This is a genomic window from Nocardia flavorosea (assembly GCF_015477805.1).
In the GTDB taxonomy this organism is placed as follows: Bacteria; Actinomycetota; Actinomycetes; order Mycobacteriales; family Mycobacteriaceae; genus Nocardia; species Nocardia flavorosea_A.
This window is the reverse complement of sequence record NZ_JADLQL010000004.1, coordinates 261,011-278,554: the sequence shown is the minus strand read 5'-3', so window position 1 is coordinate 278,554 and position 17,544 is coordinate 261,011. Positions and strand designations below refer to the sequence as shown.

The window sequence follows — 17,544 nt, the reverse complement described above, 5'->3', positions numbered from 1 at the left end:
CCGGGGCCGTGAGTTTGTGGGCTAACACAACGCCCGATCGGACGATACGCAGGGTGTCCCTGGGGTTTACTCGTGCGGAACGGGCAACAATGTGCCGCCGCGACAGGCGGGGTTGGAGGTCGGTTCTTGCGGGTGCTCTCAGCGAACGACACCGAGGCGGATATCGCGGCACTCGGCGGAGGTAAGGCGCGGGGGCTGTATGCGCTGGAGGCGGTGCAGGCGCGCGTGCCGGAGTGGCTGGTGCTGGGTGCGGATGTGTTCGCGCAGTTCGCGGCCGGGGCGGGAGTGGATGAGCTGATCGGTGAGTTCGCCCGGGCCGAAGATATGGATACGGCGCTCGGGCTGGCCGGGCGGATACGGGCGGAGATCGCGTCGGCCGCGGGGGCCTTCGACGACACCGGGTTACGGGAGCTGGTGCGCACCGCCCACGTTCGCCTGGGCGGTGGTGCGCTGGCGGTGCGCTCGTCCGTGGTGGGAGCCGACCTCGATGCGGATTCTTTTGCGGGGCTGTTCGGTTCGTACCTGAATATCGGTGCGGCCGAGCTGTTCGAGCGGGTGCGGGATTGCTGGGGCTCCGGTTTCTCCGAGACGGTGGTCCGGTACACGTTCGCGCGAAATCTCCCGCCGGTGACCGGGATCGGCGTGCTGCTGCAGCGGTTCGTCGCGGCCCGGGCGAGTGGGGTGTTGTTCACCCGGAGCCCGGTGGCCGGTTCCGGCGACGAGGTGGTGGTGAACGCTGTCTACGGCCTGGGGCAGGGCTTGGCCGCGGTGGACGCCGATACGGTGGTGGTGGACCGGGCGGGCACGGTCGTCGCTCGGGTCACCGGCGGTAAAGAGGTCGAGTATCTGCCCGCGGACGGGTCGGGGCTCGAGGCGGTGGCGCAGCCGCACAGGTCAAGGGTCGTACTCGGGGACGAGGACGTCGCGCTGCTTGCCGGCCGGGGCCGGGCGCTGGCCGATGTGCTGGGCGGACCGCGGGATATCGAATGGGCGATCGATGCCGAGGGTCTGTGGTTTCTGCAGGCGCGGCCGATCACCGCACTGCGCGATGCGCCGGACCGGGCCGACCAGCAGGGGAAGCCGGACGGGCTGCACGCTGCCGGCTACCGATCCGGGCATATCGAACACCCCCGGGCAGTGCTACCTCGCGGAAACGAGACGGCCGCGGCGGTGCTCCGCGGCGCGGGCGAACCGGTGACGCCCGACGAGCCGCGAATATGGACCAGCGCGACCGGATTCGAATGTTTCCCGGGCCCGGTCTCACCGCTGACCTACACGATGGCCGCCGATATCCACGGTCGAGTGCACCGGGGCTTCGCGCAGTCGCTCGGTGTACCGGAAGAACAGATACGGCAGATGCTTTCGTGGACCCCGTACCTGTTGGGCTTCTTCCACGGCCGCGTGTACGCCAATCTGCTGCACTGGTATCGGACCGCGGGGATCGCGCCAGGGTACTCGCTGGCTCGCCCGGCCCTCGCGGCGGCGCTCGGCGTGGGCGACCCGCTCCCGGGCGATCACGCGAAACCCCTGTACCCCTTCATCTTCGACAACGGATGGCAGCGGATGTGGGTGCGTGCCCGGACCGCCGTCGCCTACTTCCACCGGGTACTGGCGATCGATGCGCTGATGCACGAGTTCTGCGCCGAGTTCTCCCGCCTCTACGACCGCTACGAGGCGATGGAATACGTCCACGGGGAACAGGCGTACGCCGAGTACCGGCGCCTCGACCGCGACCTCGTACTGCGGTGGGGACCGACGCTGGTGCTGGACACGGTCCAGCTCACCTCGACCGGCCTCATGCTCATGCTGACGAAAGCCTTCCTGCCGGACGCGCCGGAATACCTCGTGGACGCGCTCGTGGGGCCGCGCGCATACCCCGGATTCGACCCGGACGCCTATCTCGACGCACACCTGCGGGGAGTCCGCCGGTCGCTCTACGACCGGGTGCGCGCCAGAACCGCCCGTTACTCGGCGTACCGGGAACAGTTGCGGTCCTGCCGGACCCGGGCGTTCGGGATCGTCGAACGGATGATCGCGGTGATGGGCCGCGATCTCGCCGCGCGCGGCATCATCGGCGACGCCGCCGATATCTTCTCGCTGACCGTCGACGAACTGCGCAACTGCTACGACCGGGTTCCGATGCCCGATCTGGCCGACCGGATCACGGCACGTGCACTCGCCCGGACCACCGGTGCGGATCTGGTGGCGCCGGCGCGCTTCGCAACGATCGGGCCCCGGTTCACGGATACGGAACTGGCGGAACAGGGCTGGACCTTGCGTGCCGATCCGCCGCCCGCCGGGCCCGGTGATGTGCTGGCCGGATCACCGGCGGTGACCGGAGTGGTCGAGGGGATCGCGGTGCTGGTGGACGAACCGCGCGATCCGGCCGGCGGGATACTCGTCGCCCACCGCGCCGATCCGGGGTGGATGGCCGCGTTACCGTCGGCGGCGGCGTTGGTGACCGAATGCGGTGGCCCGCTCGCCCCACTGGCGACCGTCGCCCGTGAACTCGGTGTACCGGCGGTGCTCCAGGTGCCGGGCTGCGGCCGGAAATTGCGGACCGGAATGCGGATCCGGGTCGACGGCGCGGCGGGGACGGTGACGGTGCTTTCCGGAGGAGGACACGGCGATGGAACCGGATGAACGAGTATCGGCGGTCCGCGACCCGATGGCCACCGAGTCCGGTGCACTGACCGGCCTGCTGTCCGCGCTGACGCCGCAGCCGGAGAAGGTGGCCGCCTACCACTGCGACACCTATGTGCTGGAGTGCGTGGAACAGCTGGCGCGGTTGCGGATCGACGCCGCCGGTTTCGCGGTGCGCCATTCGCTCGTGCTGTTGAAACCGGACGCGATCGTCGCCCGGGCGGTGGATCCGGCACTGAAATGGCTTTCCGAGAACGGTTTCCGGGTCGTCGCTGCGGCAACCGTCTCGGTGAACCGGCATCTGGTGCGTGCGCTGTGGTACTACGCCTGGAATATCGCCTCTCCGGAGCGCCGGCGGCTGGCCGATCTGCTGGCGGCGGTTTCGGACTGCCTGCTGCTGGTGGTGAGCGCGGCCCACGGTGACCTCCCGGTCGCCGTGCGGCTCACCGAGGCCACGGGCCCGGCCGATCCCCGGCAGCGCAAACCCGGGCAGCTGCGCCACCGGCTCGGACAACGCAGCGCACTGCTGAATCTTGTGCACACCCGGGACGACCCCGCTGATGTACTGCGCGAACTCGCGATCTATTTCGCCGAGAAACAGCGCGCGGAGGTCGTCACCCGGGCCTATACCGGCGCCGATCGTGCCGAATCCGCGCGCGAACTCGCCGACGCTCTGTATGCGCGCACCCCGTGCCGGTCCTTCGACCCGGCTGTCGCCGTAGACCGGATGCTGCGTGATCTCGAACGGGCCGGCGCGCCCGTACCGGCCGATTTCGATGCCGACGACGAAGCCGCCTGGGCGGGCGTACTCGGCCGGGCGCTGGCCGCCGGACGGGATATCGACCCGTGGTCGGCGGTGGTGCTCGGTTCCCGGGTCCTGCCCATGCGGGCGGTGGCCGGGTCGCCGGCGCTGTTGCCGGTGACCGCCGCGGATTGGCGGCGGAAAGAAGTATGAGGGCGCTCGCGCCCTGGTCTGCCGCCACTGGTTCTCGGCCCGTCGCGGTGCCCTGAGCCGTATACCTCTGGCGTGCGGGCCGGCCTGCGAGAATGCCGCAGTGTATATCGCGATCGGCTTGGTGGTTCTGGTGGCTTCGGCCGCACTGGTGGCTGCGCTGGCCCGGGCCGCGGGGTATCCGAGCCGCTGGCGTTGACGCTGGCCGGAGTGGCCGCCTCCTATCTGCCGTTCGTTCCGCAGGTGCACCTGGAACCCGAGATCGTGCTGCTGGGGTTGCTGCCGCCGCTGCTGTACACCGCGGCGCTACGCACTTCACTGGTCGATTTCCGGGCCGAGATCGGCACCATCGCCCTGTTGTCGGTCGGGTTGGTGCTGTTCAGCACGTTCGCGGTGGCGGCGGTTGTGTGGTGGCTGCTGCCGGTGCCGTTCGCGGTGGCGGTGGCACTGGGAGCGGTGGTCGCCACGGCGGTTGCGCGGCGGATCGGGATGCCGCGGCGGACCGTCACCCTGCTGGAGGCCGAGTCACTGTTCAACGACGCGACCGCGCTCGTGGCCCTGCGCACGGCGAGCGCTGCCGCTGCGGGCACGGTATCGCTGTGGCAGGCGGGCGGCTCGGCCATCGGCTGCTGTGAATTCTCGCCCGGGAACCATACGGCCGGGCATTTCGCCGCTACCGGTCATCCGGGGATCCGCAGCGTCGAACCAGGGGAGGCATGGCGCTGGTGCTACCGCGATGACCTGATCGGATGACGGACCGGCCGGACGCCGGGCCGGTTGCGAGCCGCCGCACGCCCGGCCCGGAGACCGGGCGCTGTCGGTGGGCTCGGGCAGTATGGGCCCATGACGACCGCACCGGGCAGCACAGTGGGCGAGGCCGGCGAACTACGGCAGCATGCGGAGGCGCTGCTGCGCGAACTGGCGGGGCCGGCCGCCCGGTTACGCGACGATCAGTGGGTCGCGATCGAGGCCCTGGTGGTGGCCAAACGCCGGGCGCTGGTGGTGCAGCGCACCGGCTGGGGTAAATCGGCGGTGTACTTCATCGCCGCCAAGCTGTTGCGCGCACAGGGGCGCGGGCCCACGGTGATCGTTTCACCGCTGCTGGCGCTCATGCGCAACCAGGTTGCCGCCGCTCGCCGCGCCGGGGTGGTGGCGGCCACCATCAACTCCGGCAATGTCACCGAATGGGACGAGATCCATCAGCAGGTCGCCGCCGGGGCGGTCGATGTGCTGCTGGTCAGCCCGGAGCGGCTCAACAATCCCGACTTCCGCGATCAGGTCCTGCCCCGGCTGGCCGCCGACGCCGGACTGGTCGTCATCGACGAAGCCCACTGTGTCTCCGATTGGGGTCACGATTTCCGGCCCGATTACCGGCGTATCCGAACCCTGATCGCCGATCTCGGCACCGATGTGCCGGTGCTGGCGACCACCGCCACCGCCAACGATCGGGTGGTGACCGATGTCGCCGGTCAGATCGGGACCGACACCCTGGTCCTGCGCGGCAGCCTGGACCGCGAATCGCTGCATCTGTCGGTGGTCCGGTTCGATGACGCGGTGGAACGCACCACCTGGCTCAGCAGCCACCTCGACGAGCTGCCCGGCTCCGGCATCGTCTACACCCTCACCGTCGCGGGTGCCCACGATCTCGCCGATGTGCTCGGCTCACACGGCCACCGGGTCGCCGCCTACACCGGCCAGACCGATCCGGCCGAACGCGAAGCGCTCGAGACCGCGCTGCTGGACAACGAGGTCAAGGCCCTCATCGCCACGTCCGCGCTGGGGATGGGCTTCGACAAACCCGATCTGGGTTTCGTGGTCCATGTGGGCGCGCCGTCGTCGCCGATCTCCTATTACCAGCAGGTCGGCCGCGCGGGACGCGGCACCGAACGCGCCGAGGTGGTACTGCTGCCCGGGCCCGAGGACACCCGGATCTGGAGCTATTTCGCCTCGGTGGCGTTCCCCCGCGAACATGTGGTCCGCTCGGTACTGGAAGCGCTCGACCACGAACGCCCGCAGTCCACGGCCGCCTTGGAACCTCTGGTCGAATTGAACCGGTCCCGCCTGGACATGGTGCTGAAGGTGCTGGATGTCGACGGTGCCGTACGCCGGGTCCGTGGCGGCTGGCTGGCGACCGGTCAGCCCTGGGCCTACGACGCCGACCGCTACGAACGCCTGGACGCCGCCCGCACCGCCGAACAACAGGCCATGCTGGACTATCAGCGGATCACCGGTTGCCGGATGGAGTTCCTGCGCCGCCAGCTCGACGACCCGGCCCTCCTCGCCGCTGCCCCCGGCGCCGGCGCCTGCGGCCGCTGCGACAACTGCACCGGTAAGCATCGCGACACCACCGTCGATAACCAAGCCGTCGCCGCTACCCGGGCCCGGCTGGACCGTCCCGGATTCGACCTCGCACCCCGCAAACAGTGGCCCACCGGTATGGCGAAACTCGGTATCTCGCTGTCCGGAAAGATCACCGAAGGCGCGGAAACCGGCCGGGTGCTGGGCCGGCTCAACTCCTTGGGCTGGGGCCGCCGACTGCGCCCCGTCCTCGACGGACCCGACGGGCCGGTTCCCGACGACGTGGTGCAGGCCTGTATCCCCGTACTACGGGAATGGGACTGGGCCGTGCGGCCCACCGCGGTGCTCGCCCTGGAATCACCGGATCATCCCGTGCTCACCGCCTCCCTGGCCGAACGCCTGGCCGATATCGGTCGTCTCCGGCACCTGGGCACGCTGCACCTGCGTCCCGATCACCCACCGGTATCGGCGGTCAACTCCGCACACCGGGTCGCCGCGCTGTACGACTCGTGGGAGATCCCCGACCTGTCCGCCGCGGACGGCCCGATCCTGCTGGTCGACACGCTCACCGATTCCGGCTGGACCTTCACCGTCGCCGCCTGGACCCTGCGCCGCGCCGGAGCCCCCGCGGTTCTGCCGTTCGCCCTGGCCACCCCGACCTGACAGGTGCGCCGGTGGCCCGTCCCGCCGCAGGAGTCGCTGCGGCCCCTCGGTGGCCGCGTCGGCGGCGCTCAGGAATCCGCGGGGTCCTCGTCGAGATCGACCTCGTCACGGTCTGCCCAGTCGATCAGCCGGGTGAGGTCGAAGACCGCGTCGTCGATACCGGCGTGCAGATCGCCCAGTTCGCGGTAGCGGGCGGGGACGGTGGCGATGGTGAAATCGCGGGGATGGATATCCGGTATCTCGTCCCAGGTCACCGGGGTGGATACGGTGGCGGCCGGGACACCGCGGACCGAATAGGCGGCGGCAATGGTGTGGTCGCGGGCGTTCTGGTTGTAATCGACGAACAGCAGTTCGGGATCGCGGTCCCGGCGCCACCAGGTGGTGGTCACATCGTCGGGTGCGCGACGTTCGACTTCTTTCGCGAAGGCCAGCGCCGCCCGGCGCACCTGCTGGAAACCGTGTTCCGGCGCGATCCGGACATACACATGCAGCCCGTTGCCACCGGAGGTTTTCGGCCAGCCCACGGCGCCGATCTCGTCGAGCACCTCGTGCACCACCCCGGCCACCCGCTGTACCCGCGGCCACGGGCAGTCCGGCATCGGATCCAGATCGATGCGCCACTCGTCTGGGCATTCGGTATCGGCCCGGCGCGAGTTCCAGGGATGGAATTCCACCGTCGACATCTGCACCGCCCACACCACATCGGCGAGTTCCCGTACACAGAGTTCGTCGGCGTACCGGTTGTAGCGGGGGAAGAACACCCGCACGGTGGGCACCCATTCCGGCGCCCCGGCCGGTAGCCGTTTCTGGTGCACCTTGTCACCGGCGAGGCCCTTGGGGAATCGGTGCAGCATGCACGGCCGGTCCCGCAGCGCGTTGACGATACCGTCACCCACGCTCAGGTAGTACTGCACCAGACCCAGCTTGGTGGCGCCGCTTTCCGGGAAGTACACCCGGTCGGGGTTGGTGATCCGCACCGTGTGATCCCCGACCTCGAGTTCCACCGCCGTGCCGGCACTGCCGCTCATGGTTCGAACGATAGCGCCGGGCTTCGCCGTCGGCCGATCGACGCGCATGGGTGTGCCACGGCGGTCACCATGGTTCGGCGGTGCCGGACACCGGCAACCGGTTCACGCCTGTGTCCAGTGTGCTTGCTGAGCTGTATGAGCACGTTCGCCGTTGGGTTCCTCCGTGACGAGCCGGTCGGAGTGGAGGGACGTGCCGCCCGGGGACTTCGTGATCAGGCTGCCGAGCAGCGCGAGGCAACGGTCCGAATCGGATCCGGGTTCGGCGTGGTATGCGATGAGTAACTGCCCCTGCGCGCCGCTCACCGCGAAACTCTCGTACGCCAGCGTCAGCTCCCCGACCATCTCGTTGTGGAACTGTTTGACCCCCGACGTTTTCGCCCGGACATCATGACGGGCCCACAGCCGGCGGAATTCGTCGCTTTTGAGCGAGAGTTCGCCGACGAGTTCGGTCAACCGGGGATCGTCGAGGTCGGTGCCCGCAGTCGCCCGCAGGCTCGCCACCGTATCCGCCGCAATCCGGGACCAGTTCGGGAACACCTCGCGGGCGCGTGGGTCGAGGAACACCATCCGGACTTGGTTGACTCCCGGGACCGAACAAGCGTTCACCGCGGCGGCCAGTGGGTTCGCGGCCAAGACGTCCAGGTGCCGGCCCAGCACCAGCGCGGGGGTGTGCGACCACGCATCCAGCAACCGCAGCAGGCCGGGACTCACCCGTTCCGGGCGTCGCGGTGTACGCGGCCGCGTCGCGGCGGGCCGGGCCAGCTCCCGCAGGTGGGCCGCCCCTTCCTCGTCCAGCGAGAACACCCGGGCGAGTGCCGTGACGACCTGTTCGGACGGATGTTTGTCGCGACCCTGTTCGAGGCGCACGTAGTAGTCGGCGCTCACCCCCGCGAGCATCGCGATTTCTTCGCGCCGCAAGCCCGCGACCCGGCGCCGGCCACCGCCGGGCAGGCCGAATTCTTCCGGCCGGACCAGTTCGCGGCGGGCCCGCAGGAACGTTCCCAGGCGGTTGTCCGAATTCATGTGTTCAGCGTAGGCGCGGGGCGGGCGGGCTGGGTGGCCCCGCGACTACCAGGAAATCCGCGACCTGGCAGCGGCCGGGCCCGGGGCCGAGTGTTGTGGACATGACGAACAACGGGAATCTGAACGGCCGGGTCGCGGTGGTCACGGGCGCTTCCAGCGGAATCGGTGCCGCCACCGCGCGGCGATTGGCTGCAGCCGGTGCCGAGGTCGCGCTGCTGGGCCGGCGTAAGGAACGTATCGAGGAATTGGCGGCCGAGATCGGCGGTGCCGCGGTGGCTGTTGTCGCCGATGTGGCGGACCGGGATTCGGTGCGCGATGCGGCCGCCACGATCCGGGCGGCGCTCGGACCGGTGGATCTGGTGGTCGCGAACGCGGGCGTCATGCTCGGCGCGCCGTTCGAATCCGCGGAGGTCGGGGAGTGGGAGCAGATGGTCGGTACCAATGTCACCGGGTTGCTGTACACAGCGCGGGCTTTCATCGACGATCTGCTGGCGGCGGCGGGCGGCGGCCGACGGGCCGATCTGGTGCTGGTGGGGTCGATCGGCGGGCACGCGATCTTCCCCGAGTATGCCGTCTACTGCGCCACCAAGGCGGCGGTTGCGCATCTGACCCGCAATATGCGGGCGGAATACGGGCCCCGGGGCGTGCGGGTGAAGAGCATCGAACCCGGTTTCGTGGGAACCGAACTCGGTGCCGGGATGAGCTGGGCGGCGCAGCGGGAGCAGTTGGACGAGTGGCGCTCGTCGATGACGATCCTGGAGCCGGACGATATCGCCGAGGCGATCGCCTTCGCGACCGCGGCTCCGGCGCGGCTCAATATCGCCGAACTGATCCTCGTGCCGACCCCGCAGGGCTGATCGTCGCCGGGGGCGCTGTTCGCCTACCCGGCACGGGGATCGGCACGGACGGCGCGCGGCCTTGCCTCGTCGGGGTGCCGGCCGCGGTGGTCCGTACCCGCCGCGCCCGGTGCGCCGCGCGGTCTTGTTCCGGAGCCGGCGGGGACCGCTGCGCTGCACGGCCTTGCCCGGCCGGAAAAGGGCCGGGCAAGGCCGCGTGGCATCGGTGGCTCAGTGGCTGCGGCCCGCGATCTCCGGGGTGGCGGCCGCGTGCGGCTCGGCTTCTGCGCGACCGCCCGATATCGATGGCAGCGCCTGTGCCACCCAGAGCGCGACAGCGAAGTACACGATCTGCTCGGGAATCCGGAACCACAGTGGTGTGGGTGGTTCGCCGTTGAGCGGTATGTCCTCGACCGCCGCGTAGATATTCGCCGGCACCATGACGACCAGCAGTGCGGCGAGTCCGAGCCCGGCCCAGCGGCGGGTGCCGGCGAACAGCAGGCCGGCGGCGCCCGCCAACTCCAGGACACCGGTTGCGTACACGGCGAATTCCGGGAACGGGATCGCGCTGGGCACCATAGCCGCCAGGTCGCTGTGGCTGGGCATGACGGTTACCGAATCGGGCATGAAATGCGCCAGCCCGGTCATGGTGAACAGGAAGGCCAGCCCGTGCGCCGCGGCGACGCGCCAGGTGGCGAAGCGGCGTAGACCGACCAGGCCGAGCAGGCGGAGGACGAGTGTGGGGACGACGAACATCATGAGTGTGCCGAACATGGCGGTTCCTCTGGAAGGAGATTCGGGCGGGCCCGAATGATTGTTGTTATCGACTGATAAATAAGAGTATGCATCGGATGATAACTAGTCAACGGGATTGCTCGCTGACTCGGCGCGAGCGGCCCGGATGCTCGGCTCGTATCGGCACAACAGCAACCGTCCGATCGGTCACCCCGGAAGAGGTGACCGCTTGCCTGTGCAGGTCGAAGAGAGGCCCGTCGGCGTGCGCGGGCAACGCTGCGACGTACGCGCAGACGGCTGGGCCGACCGGTGGCCGTTCATGCCGGCCGACTCGCGGCGGCGGGTGGCCAGTTGTACGGGTCGGGTCGATGGCGACGGACAATGGCTGCCGACCGAGTACCGACCGGCCCCGAGGAGTGCTGGATGACCGAAATCGTCGAGCGGAATCGTGGTGATCTGGAGGCTGACCGCCGGTTTTCGGGACGAACCCCGCGCGCGATCGCGGCGACCGCGGCCGCGCTGCTGCTCACACCGGTGGCGCTCGGTATCGCAGCCAACGGCGCTGTCCTCACCGGCAGATGGTGGGATGCCACCGATCGCTGGCTGGCGCCGATCCAGTCCGTGCTGGGCGCGGCGCTGCTACTGGTCGTCGCGGCGCTCGCGGTCGCCGTGCCGGGAGCGGCCATGGCCGCGGGGCTGGTGTGGGGAATCCTGCCCGGCGTGGTCCAGATCGTGATACCCGAACGCACCTACCGGCTGGTCTCGGCCGTTCCCGGGCTGCCCACGGATCTCGATCATGCGCTGTACAGCTGGCTGTCCGGCGGGGTGGTGCTCATGGTCGGTGTGCTGCTGTTCGGCGCTGGGCTCACCGCCGGTCTGCTGCGCCGTCGGCTCGCCGGGTGAGCCGGACTCCGGGGCCCGGCTGCCCGAAGAACAGCAGCCCGGGATACAGACGTCCACAGTGGCCTCGACCACCGGGTATGCGGCGGACCGGCCGGCAGGCCCGCCGCATATTCAGCCCTTCACACAGAGCACCTGGCGCAGGGTGGCCACCACATCGACCAGATCGTGCTGGGCCTCGATCACCTCGTCGATGTTCTTGTAGGCCGCCGGGATCTCGTCCAGGACACCGGCGTCCTTACGCGACTCCACCCCTTCGGTCTGGGCGACCAGATCCGCCACACTGAACTGCCGCTTGGCGGCATTGCGGCTCATCCGCCGGCCCGCACCGTGCGATGCCGACTGGAACGACTCGGGGTTGCCTTTACCGCGTACCACGTAGGAGCGAGTTCCCATCGAGCCCGGGATGAGCGCCATATCGCCCGCCCCGGCGCGGACCGCGCCCTTACGAGTCACCAGCATGGGGACACCGTCGATGTTCTCCTCCGCCACATAATTGTGGTGGCACGAGATAGGCGTATCGAACCGGACCTCGCGGGTGGGGAACTGCTTGCGCACCGCCTCGCACACCAGCGCCAGCATGACCGCGCGGTTGCGGGCCGCGTACTCCTGCGCCCAGGTCAGGTCGTGCCGGTAGGCCGTCATTTCCGGGGTGTTCGCCAGGAACACCGCCAAGTCGCGATCGACCAGGTTCTGATTGTGCGGCAGCTCGCGGGCCACCGCCATATGCCGTTCGGCGATTTCCTTGCCGATATTGCGGCTGCCGGAATGCAGCAGGATCCACACCTGATCGTCCTGATCCAGGCAAACCTCTATGAAGTGGTTGCCCCCGCCCAGCGAACCCATCTGCTTGTGCGCCTTGGACTCCCGCGGTGCCACGGACTCGTCGAGGTCGTCGAACGCCGACCAGAACCGATCCCAGCCGGTACGCAGCGTCGGGGTAGCGACACCGGACGGTCCCGGTGCCAGTTTGCTCACCTGCACCGGCTTCTTGTGGGCATTGAAGCCCACCGGTACCGCCGCCTCGATCGCCGAGCGCAGGGCGCGCAGGTCGTCGGGCAGATCGGCTGCGGTCAGATCGGTGCGCACGCTCTCCATACCGCAGCCGATATCGACTCCGACCGCTGCCGGTGCGACCGCGTCACGCATGGCGATCACCGAGCCGACGGTGGCGCCCTTCCCGAGGTGCACATCCGGCATGACCCGGACGCCGTGCACCCATTCCAGCCGGGCGATATTGCGCAGCTGTTGCAGCGCCGCCGCATCGATCTCGCTCTCCTGGGCCCACATCAACGTCCGCGCCCGGGTACCGGACAGCTCGACCGGAAACATTGTCTCGATCCTTCCGTTCACGGCGGACCGTTTCCCGCCGCCATACTTCACGGTAGGCCGCGCAGCGCGGGCGCACATCCGATTATTTCGAGGTGCCGGCCGGTATGGTCGCCGGGCCGGGAACGGTGCCGCGATCGCTTCGCCGGAAACGGATTCAGCCGGGCAGGGCAGCCTCGATCTCGGTGCGCCACGGAATCGACGCGCTGGCACCGAGCCCGGTAGTGGCCAGTGAGCCCGCGGTGCAGGCGAAGCGCAATGCGGTGGCCGGCCCCTGCGCCCAGCGCACGGCGAGTGCTCCGGTGAATGTATCGCCCGCGCCGGTCGTGTCGACGACCTCGACCGGGGGACCCGCGGCGGTGGTCTCCGCGCCGTCGGGGCCGCGATACCGGGCACCGTGTGCGCCGAGCGTGACCACCACGTGCGGTACCCGGTCGAGCAGTCCGCCCAAGTGTTCGGCCTCACCGGTGTTCACTACGGCAACGTCCACGTGCGCCCACAGTTCGTCGGAAAGATGCTGCACCGGCGACGGGTTGAGGATCACGGTGGTGTCGTGTGCGCGTGCATGGCGGGCCGCGGCCGTCACTGTCTCGAGGGGTACCTCGAGCTGGCAGACGAGGATATCGGCGGCGGCGATGGCGGTGCGGTCCGCGGCGGTCAGGTCTGCTACCGCGGTATTGGCGCCGCCGACCACGATGATGCTGTTCTCCCCGGAATCGTCGACCACGATCGTCGCGATACCGCTCGGCCCGTCGAGCACCCGCAGCCCGGTGGTGTCCACGCCGGATTCGGTGAGCACGGCGCGCAGCCTCGGGGCGAAGACATCGGTGCCGATCGCGCCCAGGAACATCGTCTGCCCACCGGCCCGGCTCGCCGCGATTGCCTGGTTGGCGCCTTTACCGCCGGGCACCATCGTGAAACCGCGGCCGAGCACCGTTTCACCGGGTGCGGGGCGGGCCGCGGTGGTGGTCACCAGATCCATGTTGATACTGCCGAGCACGGCGATCAGTGGCGTGGTCACGGGGAGAACGTAACGTGTGAGCACCGATGAAATCCGGTTTTCCCGGTGCGTAGGCTGTATACCTATGACGGCAGCAGAGACCACCGCTGAGTTCGATATGCGTGAGGCCGTGCACGAGGCGGCACGCCGGGCGCGGGTTGCGTCCCGGGTGCTCGCCCAGCTCACCACGGCCCAGAAGAACGAGGCGCTGCACGCCGCGGCGGACGCGCTGCTGGCCGCCGCGGATTCGGTGCTGGAAGCCAACGGTGAGGATCTGGTGGCCGCCAAAGCGGCCGGTACCGAGGATTCGCTGCTGGACCGATTGCGGCTCACCGCGGACCGGATAGACGGGATCGCCTCGGGCTTGCGCCAGGTGGCCGCCCTGCCGGACCCGGTGGGTGTGGTGGAACGCGGGTCCACCCTGCCCAACGGGCTCGAGATCCGGCAGGTCCGGGTACCGCTCGGAGTGGTCGGCATGGTGTACGAGGCGCGGCCGAACGTCACCGTGGACGCCTTCGGGCTCGCGTTGAAATCGGGTAACGCGGCGCTGCTGCGCGGGTCGTCGTCGGCGGCCCGGTCGAATGCGGCGCTGGTCGAGGTGCTGCGTTCGGCGCTCACCGGCGCAGGTCTCCCGGCCGACGCCGTCCAACTGCTGCCCAGCGAGGACCGCTCCAGCGTGACCCACCTGATCCAGGCCCGCGGCCTGGTGGACGTGGTGATCCCGCGCGGCGGCGCCGGCCTCATCGACGCGGTGGTCCGCGACGCCCAGGTGCCGACCATCGAAACCGGTACCGGCAACTGCCACGTCTACGTGCATTCCGGCGCCGACCTGGATATGGCCGAGGAAATCCTGATCAACGCCAAGACCCGCCGGCCCAGCGTGTGCAATGCCGCCGAGACCGTGCTGATCGACGCGGCCATCGCCGAAACCGCCCTGCCGCGGCTGGGCAAGGCCCTGGCGGACAAGGGTGTCACCCTGCACGGCGACCTCGACGGCATGACTCCAGCCACGGACGAGGATTGGGCCCAGGAGTATCTGACCCTCGATATCGCCGTGAAGATCGTCGACGATCTGGACGCAGCCGTCGACCACATCAACACCTGGGGCACCGGCCACACCGAAGCCATCGTCACCGGCGAACTCGCGGCGGCCGACGAGTTCGCCCGCCGGGTCGACGCGGCAGCGGTCATGGTCAACGCTTCCACGGCCTTCACCGACGGCGAGCAGTTCGGCTTCGGCGCCGAAATCGGTATCTCCACCCAGAAACTGCACGCCCGCGGTCCGATGGGGTTGCCGGAACTCACGTCGTCGAAATGGGTCGTCCGGGGATCCGGGCAGATCCGTCCCGCGTAGAACCACCCCGCCGCACCGACGCGCGACCTGGGCTCGCACCCGTGAGCCGTGCTCTCGTGTCATAGGTGGTGACTCCACTATCGCCGACGAGTCCACCGAACTGCGGTTCGTCGCCCCTGTACAACTCGAAGGTCTCGGCATACACCACACGCAGCGATCGAGGCCGACCCGCTGTCCGGGAGGGGCGAACCAGGCCTCATCTCCGGTGAACCGGGACGTTGCAGGGTCGAACGCCCCGGCTCGCCGGCCCGGCAATTCGTCGGTCGTGTGCCGCTGGGCCGTGCACGCGGACTCGTCCGGCAGCCCGGCTCGGCGGTGAGCTGAGTCTCTTGGCTCCGGGGGACGAGGTCTGCCGGCCGGGGGCCCGGTAGCGTGGGATGGGCAGAGTTCGACGGAAGGACGCCCCATGGAGCCCGCGAGTTCCCCCATCCCGCCGGTTCAGGAGCCGATCTTCGCGTCGGTCGATGATGTGCAGGTCCGCCTCGCCGAAACCGGCTATCTGGCCGACAAGGCGACAGCGACCTCGGTTTTCCTGGCCGATCGTCTCGGTAAGCCGCTGCTCATCGAGGGCCCGGCGGGGGTCGGCAAAACCGAGTTGGCGCGGGCGGTGGCACAGACCTCGGGCGCGGAACTGGTGCGGCTGCAGTGCTACGAAGGCGTGGACGAGGCGCGAGCGCTCTACGAGTGGAATCACGCCAAACAGATCCTGCGCATCCAGGCCGCCGGTGAGAACGATTGGGCCGCCACCAAAGCCGATGTGTTCACCGAGGAATTCCTGCTGTCGCGGCCGTTGCTCACCGCGATCCGGCGTTGCGACCCGACCGTGCTGCTCATCGACGAAACCGATAAAGCCGATGTGGAGATCGAGGGGCTGCTGCTCGAAGTGCTCAGCGATTTCGCGGTCACCGTCCCGGAACTGGGCACCATCACCGCCGACCGGAAACCGTTCGTGGTGCTGACCTCCAATGCCACCCGGGAGCTGTCCGAGGCGCTGAAACGACGCTGCCTGTACCTGCACCTGGATTTCCCGGACGAGGATCTGGAGCGGCGCATCCTGGCGAGCCGGGTGCCGGAACTCCCGCAGGCCGTGGCGGCGCAACTGGTGCAGATCGTGCATGTGCTGCGCGGTATGCAGTTGAAGAAACTGCCGTCGGTGGCCGAAACGATCGACTGGGCGCGCACCCTGCTCGCGCTCGGGCATACCGGCCTCGACGATACGACGGTGCGCGAAACCCTCGGCGTCGTACTGAAACACCGCAGCGACCACCAGCGTGCGCTGGCCGAGCTGAAACCGGTCTGATCATGGCGGTGACCGAGGAACCGCCACTGGCCCCGCACGGACTGCCGGGGCACCTGGTGGGGTTCGTGGCGGCGCTGCGGGCGCGGGGGATCCCGGTCGGTCCCTCGGAAACGGTGGACGCGGGCCGTGTGCTTTCCGTACTCGACCTCATGGACCGGGAAGCCGTGCGGGAGGGACTGGCGTGCGCGCTGCTGCGGCGCACCACCCACCGCGCCACCTACGACGGCCTGTTCGATCTCTGGTTCCCGGTCGCCATCGGGGAGCGCGACGCCGCCGCGGAGATCGAACTGCCGTACCGCGAAGACGGCCGGCTCGACGTTCCCGCGTTGCGGCAGATGCTGGCCGAAATGCTCGCCGACGAGAACTCCGGCGGCGCGCAGGCGCTGATGGCCGCGCAGCTGGTGGAGCAGCTGGGGCAATACCAGTCGGCGCGCGGCGCGTCGTTCTCGTCGTATCAGGCGCTCAAGGAGATTCAGCCGCAGACTGTGCTGGCGCAGATGCTGGCCGGGATGACCACCCCGGATATGAGCGATTTCGAGACCGAGATCGCGCGCCGGACGGCACGCGGCCGGATCGACAACTTCCGGCGGACGGTGGAGGCGGAGACGCGGCGCCGGGTGGCCGAACGGATCGGCCGGGAGCGGGTCGCTTCGTACGGGGTCGCGCGGCAGGCCGAGGACGTGGATTTCCTGCGTGCTTCGCAGAACGAGCTGGCCGAGTTGAAGCGCAGTACGCAGCGTCTCGCGCGGATCCTGGCGTCCCGGCTGGCGGTCCGCCGGCGGCATGCCCGGCGGGGCGAGATCGATCTGCGGAAAACGCTGCGTAAATCCATGTCCACCGGTGGCGTCCCGATCGACCTGGTGAACCGCAAACCGCGGCCCGGCCGCCCGGAGCTGGTGCTGCTGTGCGATGTGTCCGGTTCCGTCGCCGGGTTCAGCAATTTCACGTTGTTGCTGGTGAGTGCCCTGCGCGAGCAGTTCTCCAAGGTGCGGATCTTCGCCTTCGTCGACCACACCGACGAGGTGACCCGGTTCTTCGACCCGCACACCCAGCTCGACGAGGCCATGCAGCGGATCTTCGCCGAGGCCGATATCGTCGGCTTCAACGGTCACTCCGACTACGGCAGCGCGCTGACCAGCTTCGCCGGCGGATTCGCCGACGCGGTCACCAGCCGGAGCTCGTTGCTGATCCTCGGTGACGCCCGCACCAACTACCGCGACCCGGAACTGTCCACCCTGTCCGAGCTGGTCGCCGTCGCCAAGCACGCGCACTGGCTCAACCCCGAACCGCGCCAGAACTGGGGGTCCGGCGATTCGGCCGCCGACCGCTACCAGCAGGTCATCGAAATGCACGAATGCCGGTCCGCGTCCCAGCTCACGGCCGTGGTGTCGCGGCTGCTGCCGGTCTGATGCGATACCTCCGCCTTCGCTTCGGCCTCCGCGTCCGCGGGCATGCCCGATAGACGGAAGATACCGCCTGAGGC

The 17,544-nt window shown here is 69.2% G+C and carries 14 protein-coding genes; 9 read left to right on the top strand and 5 right to left on the bottom strand.

Annotated features, from left to right (window positions below; genetic code table 11):
* Positions 1 to 132 precede the first annotated feature (132 nt).
* The 4 genes from IU448_RS19945 to IU448_RS19930 all read left to right on the top strand — a co-directional run bounded on the left by IU448_RS19945 (position 133) and on the right by IU448_RS19930 (position 6,556).
* Positions 133 to 2,643 (top strand): PEP/pyruvate-binding domain-containing protein, encoded by a 2,511-nt coding sequence (locus IU448_RS19945; RefSeq protein ID WP_195057178.1) that lies wholly within the window; start codon positions 133 to 135, stop codon positions 2,641 to 2,643.
* Positions 2,630 to 3,598, top strand: coding sequence for a nucleoside-diphosphate kinase (locus IU448_RS19940; RefSeq protein WP_228813649.1), 969 nt, complete (start codon positions 2,630 to 2,632; stop codon positions 3,596 to 3,598). The genes IU448_RS19945 and IU448_RS19940 overlap by 14 nt, the downstream gene beginning before the upstream one ends.
* Before the next feature lie 207 nt (positions 3,599 to 3,805).
* Positions 3,806 to 4,348 carry a cation:proton antiporter gene (locus tag IU448_RS19935; protein WP_280458676.1) on the top strand — a complete coding sequence of 181 codons (543 nt, stop codon included), beginning with the start codon at positions 3,806 to 3,808 and terminating at the stop codon, positions 4,346 to 4,348.
* Between the two features lie 90 nt (positions 4,349 to 4,438).
* Positions 4,439 to 6,556: a RecQ family ATP-dependent DNA helicase gene (locus IU448_RS19930; RefSeq protein ID WP_195057177.1), complete on the top strand. Its 2,118-nt coding sequence runs from the start codon at positions 4,439 to 4,441 to the stop codon at positions 6,554 to 6,556.
* 68 nt (positions 6,557 to 6,624) lie between these two features.
* On the opposite strand, the gene ligD is transcribed toward IU448_RS19930, so the two are convergent.
* Together ligD and IU448_RS19920 are read right to left on the bottom strand one after the other, a co-directional pair.
* Complete coding sequence (gene ligD / locus IU448_RS19925; RefSeq protein WP_195057176.1) at positions 6,625 to 7,584, bottom strand: non-homologous end-joining DNA ligase; 960 nt, start codon at positions 7,582 to 7,584, stop codon at positions 6,625 to 6,627.
* Between the two features lie 102 nt (positions 7,585 to 7,686).
* Positions 7,687 to 8,607: a helix-turn-helix transcriptional regulator gene (locus IU448_RS19920; RefSeq protein ID WP_195057175.1), complete on the bottom strand. Its 921-nt coding sequence runs from the start codon at positions 8,605 to 8,607 to the stop codon at positions 7,687 to 7,689.
* Between the two features lie 101 nt (positions 8,608 to 8,708).
* On the opposite strand from IU448_RS19920, the gene IU448_RS19915 reads away from it, so the two are divergent.
* The gene (locus IU448_RS19915; protein WP_195057174.1) at positions 8,709 to 9,464 is read left to right on the top strand and encodes an SDR family oxidoreductase; all 756 of its coding nucleotides are present in this window, start codon (positions 8,709 to 8,711) and stop codon (positions 9,462 to 9,464) included.
* A 210-nt stretch (positions 9,465 to 9,674) separates the two neighbouring features.
* Here IU448_RS19915 and IU448_RS19910 read toward each other — a convergent pair whose 3' ends face one another.
* The gene (locus IU448_RS19910; protein ID WP_195057173.1) at positions 9,675 to 10,217 is read right to left on the bottom strand and encodes a hypothetical protein; all 543 of its coding nucleotides are present in this window, start codon (positions 10,215 to 10,217) and stop codon (positions 9,675 to 9,677) included.
* Between the two features lie 384 nt (positions 10,218 to 10,601).
* Between IU448_RS19910 and IU448_RS19905 the strand changes: the two genes are divergently transcribed.
* On the top strand, positions 10,602 to 11,081 hold the full coding sequence (locus IU448_RS19905) for a hypothetical protein (RefSeq protein WP_195057172.1): 480 nt from the start codon (positions 10,602 to 10,604) through the stop codon (positions 11,079 to 11,081).
* 111 nt (positions 11,082 to 11,192) lie between these two features.
* Here the strand turns inward: IU448_RS19905 and IU448_RS19900 are convergent, their stop codons facing one another.
* Both IU448_RS19900 and IU448_RS19895 read right to left on the bottom strand, forming a co-directional pair.
* On the bottom strand, positions 11,193 to 12,410 hold the full coding sequence (locus IU448_RS19900; RefSeq protein WP_195057171.1) for an RtcB family protein: 1,218 nt from the start codon (positions 12,408 to 12,410) through the stop codon (positions 11,193 to 11,195).
* A 154-nt stretch (positions 12,411 to 12,564) separates the two neighbouring features.
* Positions 12,565 to 13,428, bottom strand: a complete 864-nt coding sequence (locus IU448_RS19895) for a ribokinase (protein WP_195057170.1) — start codon at positions 13,426 to 13,428, stop codon at positions 12,565 to 12,567.
* A gap of 64 nt (positions 13,429 to 13,492) precedes the next feature.
* Between IU448_RS19895 and IU448_RS19890 the strand changes: the two genes are divergently transcribed.
* The 3 genes from IU448_RS19890 to IU448_RS19880 all read left to right on the top strand — a co-directional run bounded on the left by IU448_RS19890 (position 13,493) and on the right by IU448_RS19880 (position 17,470).
* Entirely contained in the window at positions 13,493 to 14,761 is a 1,269-nt protein-coding gene (locus tag IU448_RS19890; protein WP_195057169.1) for a glutamate-5-semialdehyde dehydrogenase, read from the top strand.
* 406 nt (positions 14,762 to 15,167) lie between these two features.
* Positions 15,168 to 16,061 carry an AAA family ATPase gene (locus IU448_RS19885; RefSeq protein ID WP_195057168.1) on the top strand — a complete coding sequence of 298 codons (894 nt, stop codon included), beginning with the start codon at positions 15,168 to 15,170 and terminating at the stop codon, positions 16,059 to 16,061.
* Positions 16,062 to 16,063: 2 nt separating this feature from the next.
* Positions 16,064 to 17,470 (top strand): vWA domain-containing protein, encoded by a 1,407-nt coding sequence (locus IU448_RS19880; RefSeq protein ID WP_195057167.1) that lies wholly within the window; start codon positions 16,064 to 16,066, stop codon positions 17,468 to 17,470.
* The last annotated feature ends 74 nt before the right edge of the window (positions 17,471 to 17,544 follow it).

Bases quoted from the DNA above. Each gene is read 5' to 3' on its own strand.
- IU448_RS19915 (WP_195057174.1), top strand. From the start codon at position 8,709: ATGACGAACAACGGGAATCTGAACGGCCGGGTCGCGGTGGTCACGGGC.
- IU448_RS19905 (WP_195057172.1), top strand. From the start codon at position 10,602: ATGACCGAAATCGTCGAGCGGAATCGTGGTGATCTGGAGGCTGACCGC.
- IU448_RS19900 (WP_195057171.1), bottom strand. From the start codon at position 12,410: ATGTTTCCGGTCGAGCTGTCCGGTACCCGGGCGCGGACGTTGATGTGG.
- IU448_RS19880 (WP_195057167.1), top strand. From the start codon at position 16,064: ATGGCGGTGACCGAGGAACCGCCACTGGCCCCGCACGGACTGCCGGGG.
- IU448_RS19920 (WP_195057175.1), bottom strand. From the start codon at position 8,607: ATGAATTCGGACAACCGCCTGGGAACGTTCCTGCGGGCCCGCCGCGAA.
- IU448_RS19890 (WP_195057169.1), top strand. From the start codon at position 13,493: ATGACGGCAGCAGAGACCACCGCTGAGTTCGATATGCGTGAGGCCGTG.
- IU448_RS19940 (WP_228813649.1), top strand. From the start codon at position 2,630: ATGGAACCGGATGAACGAGTATCGGCGGTCCGCGACCCGATGGCCACC.
- ligD (WP_195057176.1), bottom strand. From the start codon at position 7,584: ATGAGCGGCAGTGCCGGCACGGCGGTGGAACTCGAGGTCGGGGATCAC.
- IU448_RS19885 (WP_195057168.1), top strand. From the start codon at position 15,168: ATGGAGCCCGCGAGTTCCCCCATCCCGCCGGTTCAGGAGCCGATCTTC.
- IU448_RS19930 (WP_195057177.1), top strand. From the start codon at position 4,439: ATGACGACCGCACCGGGCAGCACAGTGGGCGAGGCCGGCGAACTACGG.
- IU448_RS19910 (WP_195057173.1), bottom strand. From the start codon at position 10,217: ATGTTCGGCACACTCATGATGTTCGTCGTCCCCACACTCGTCCTCCGC.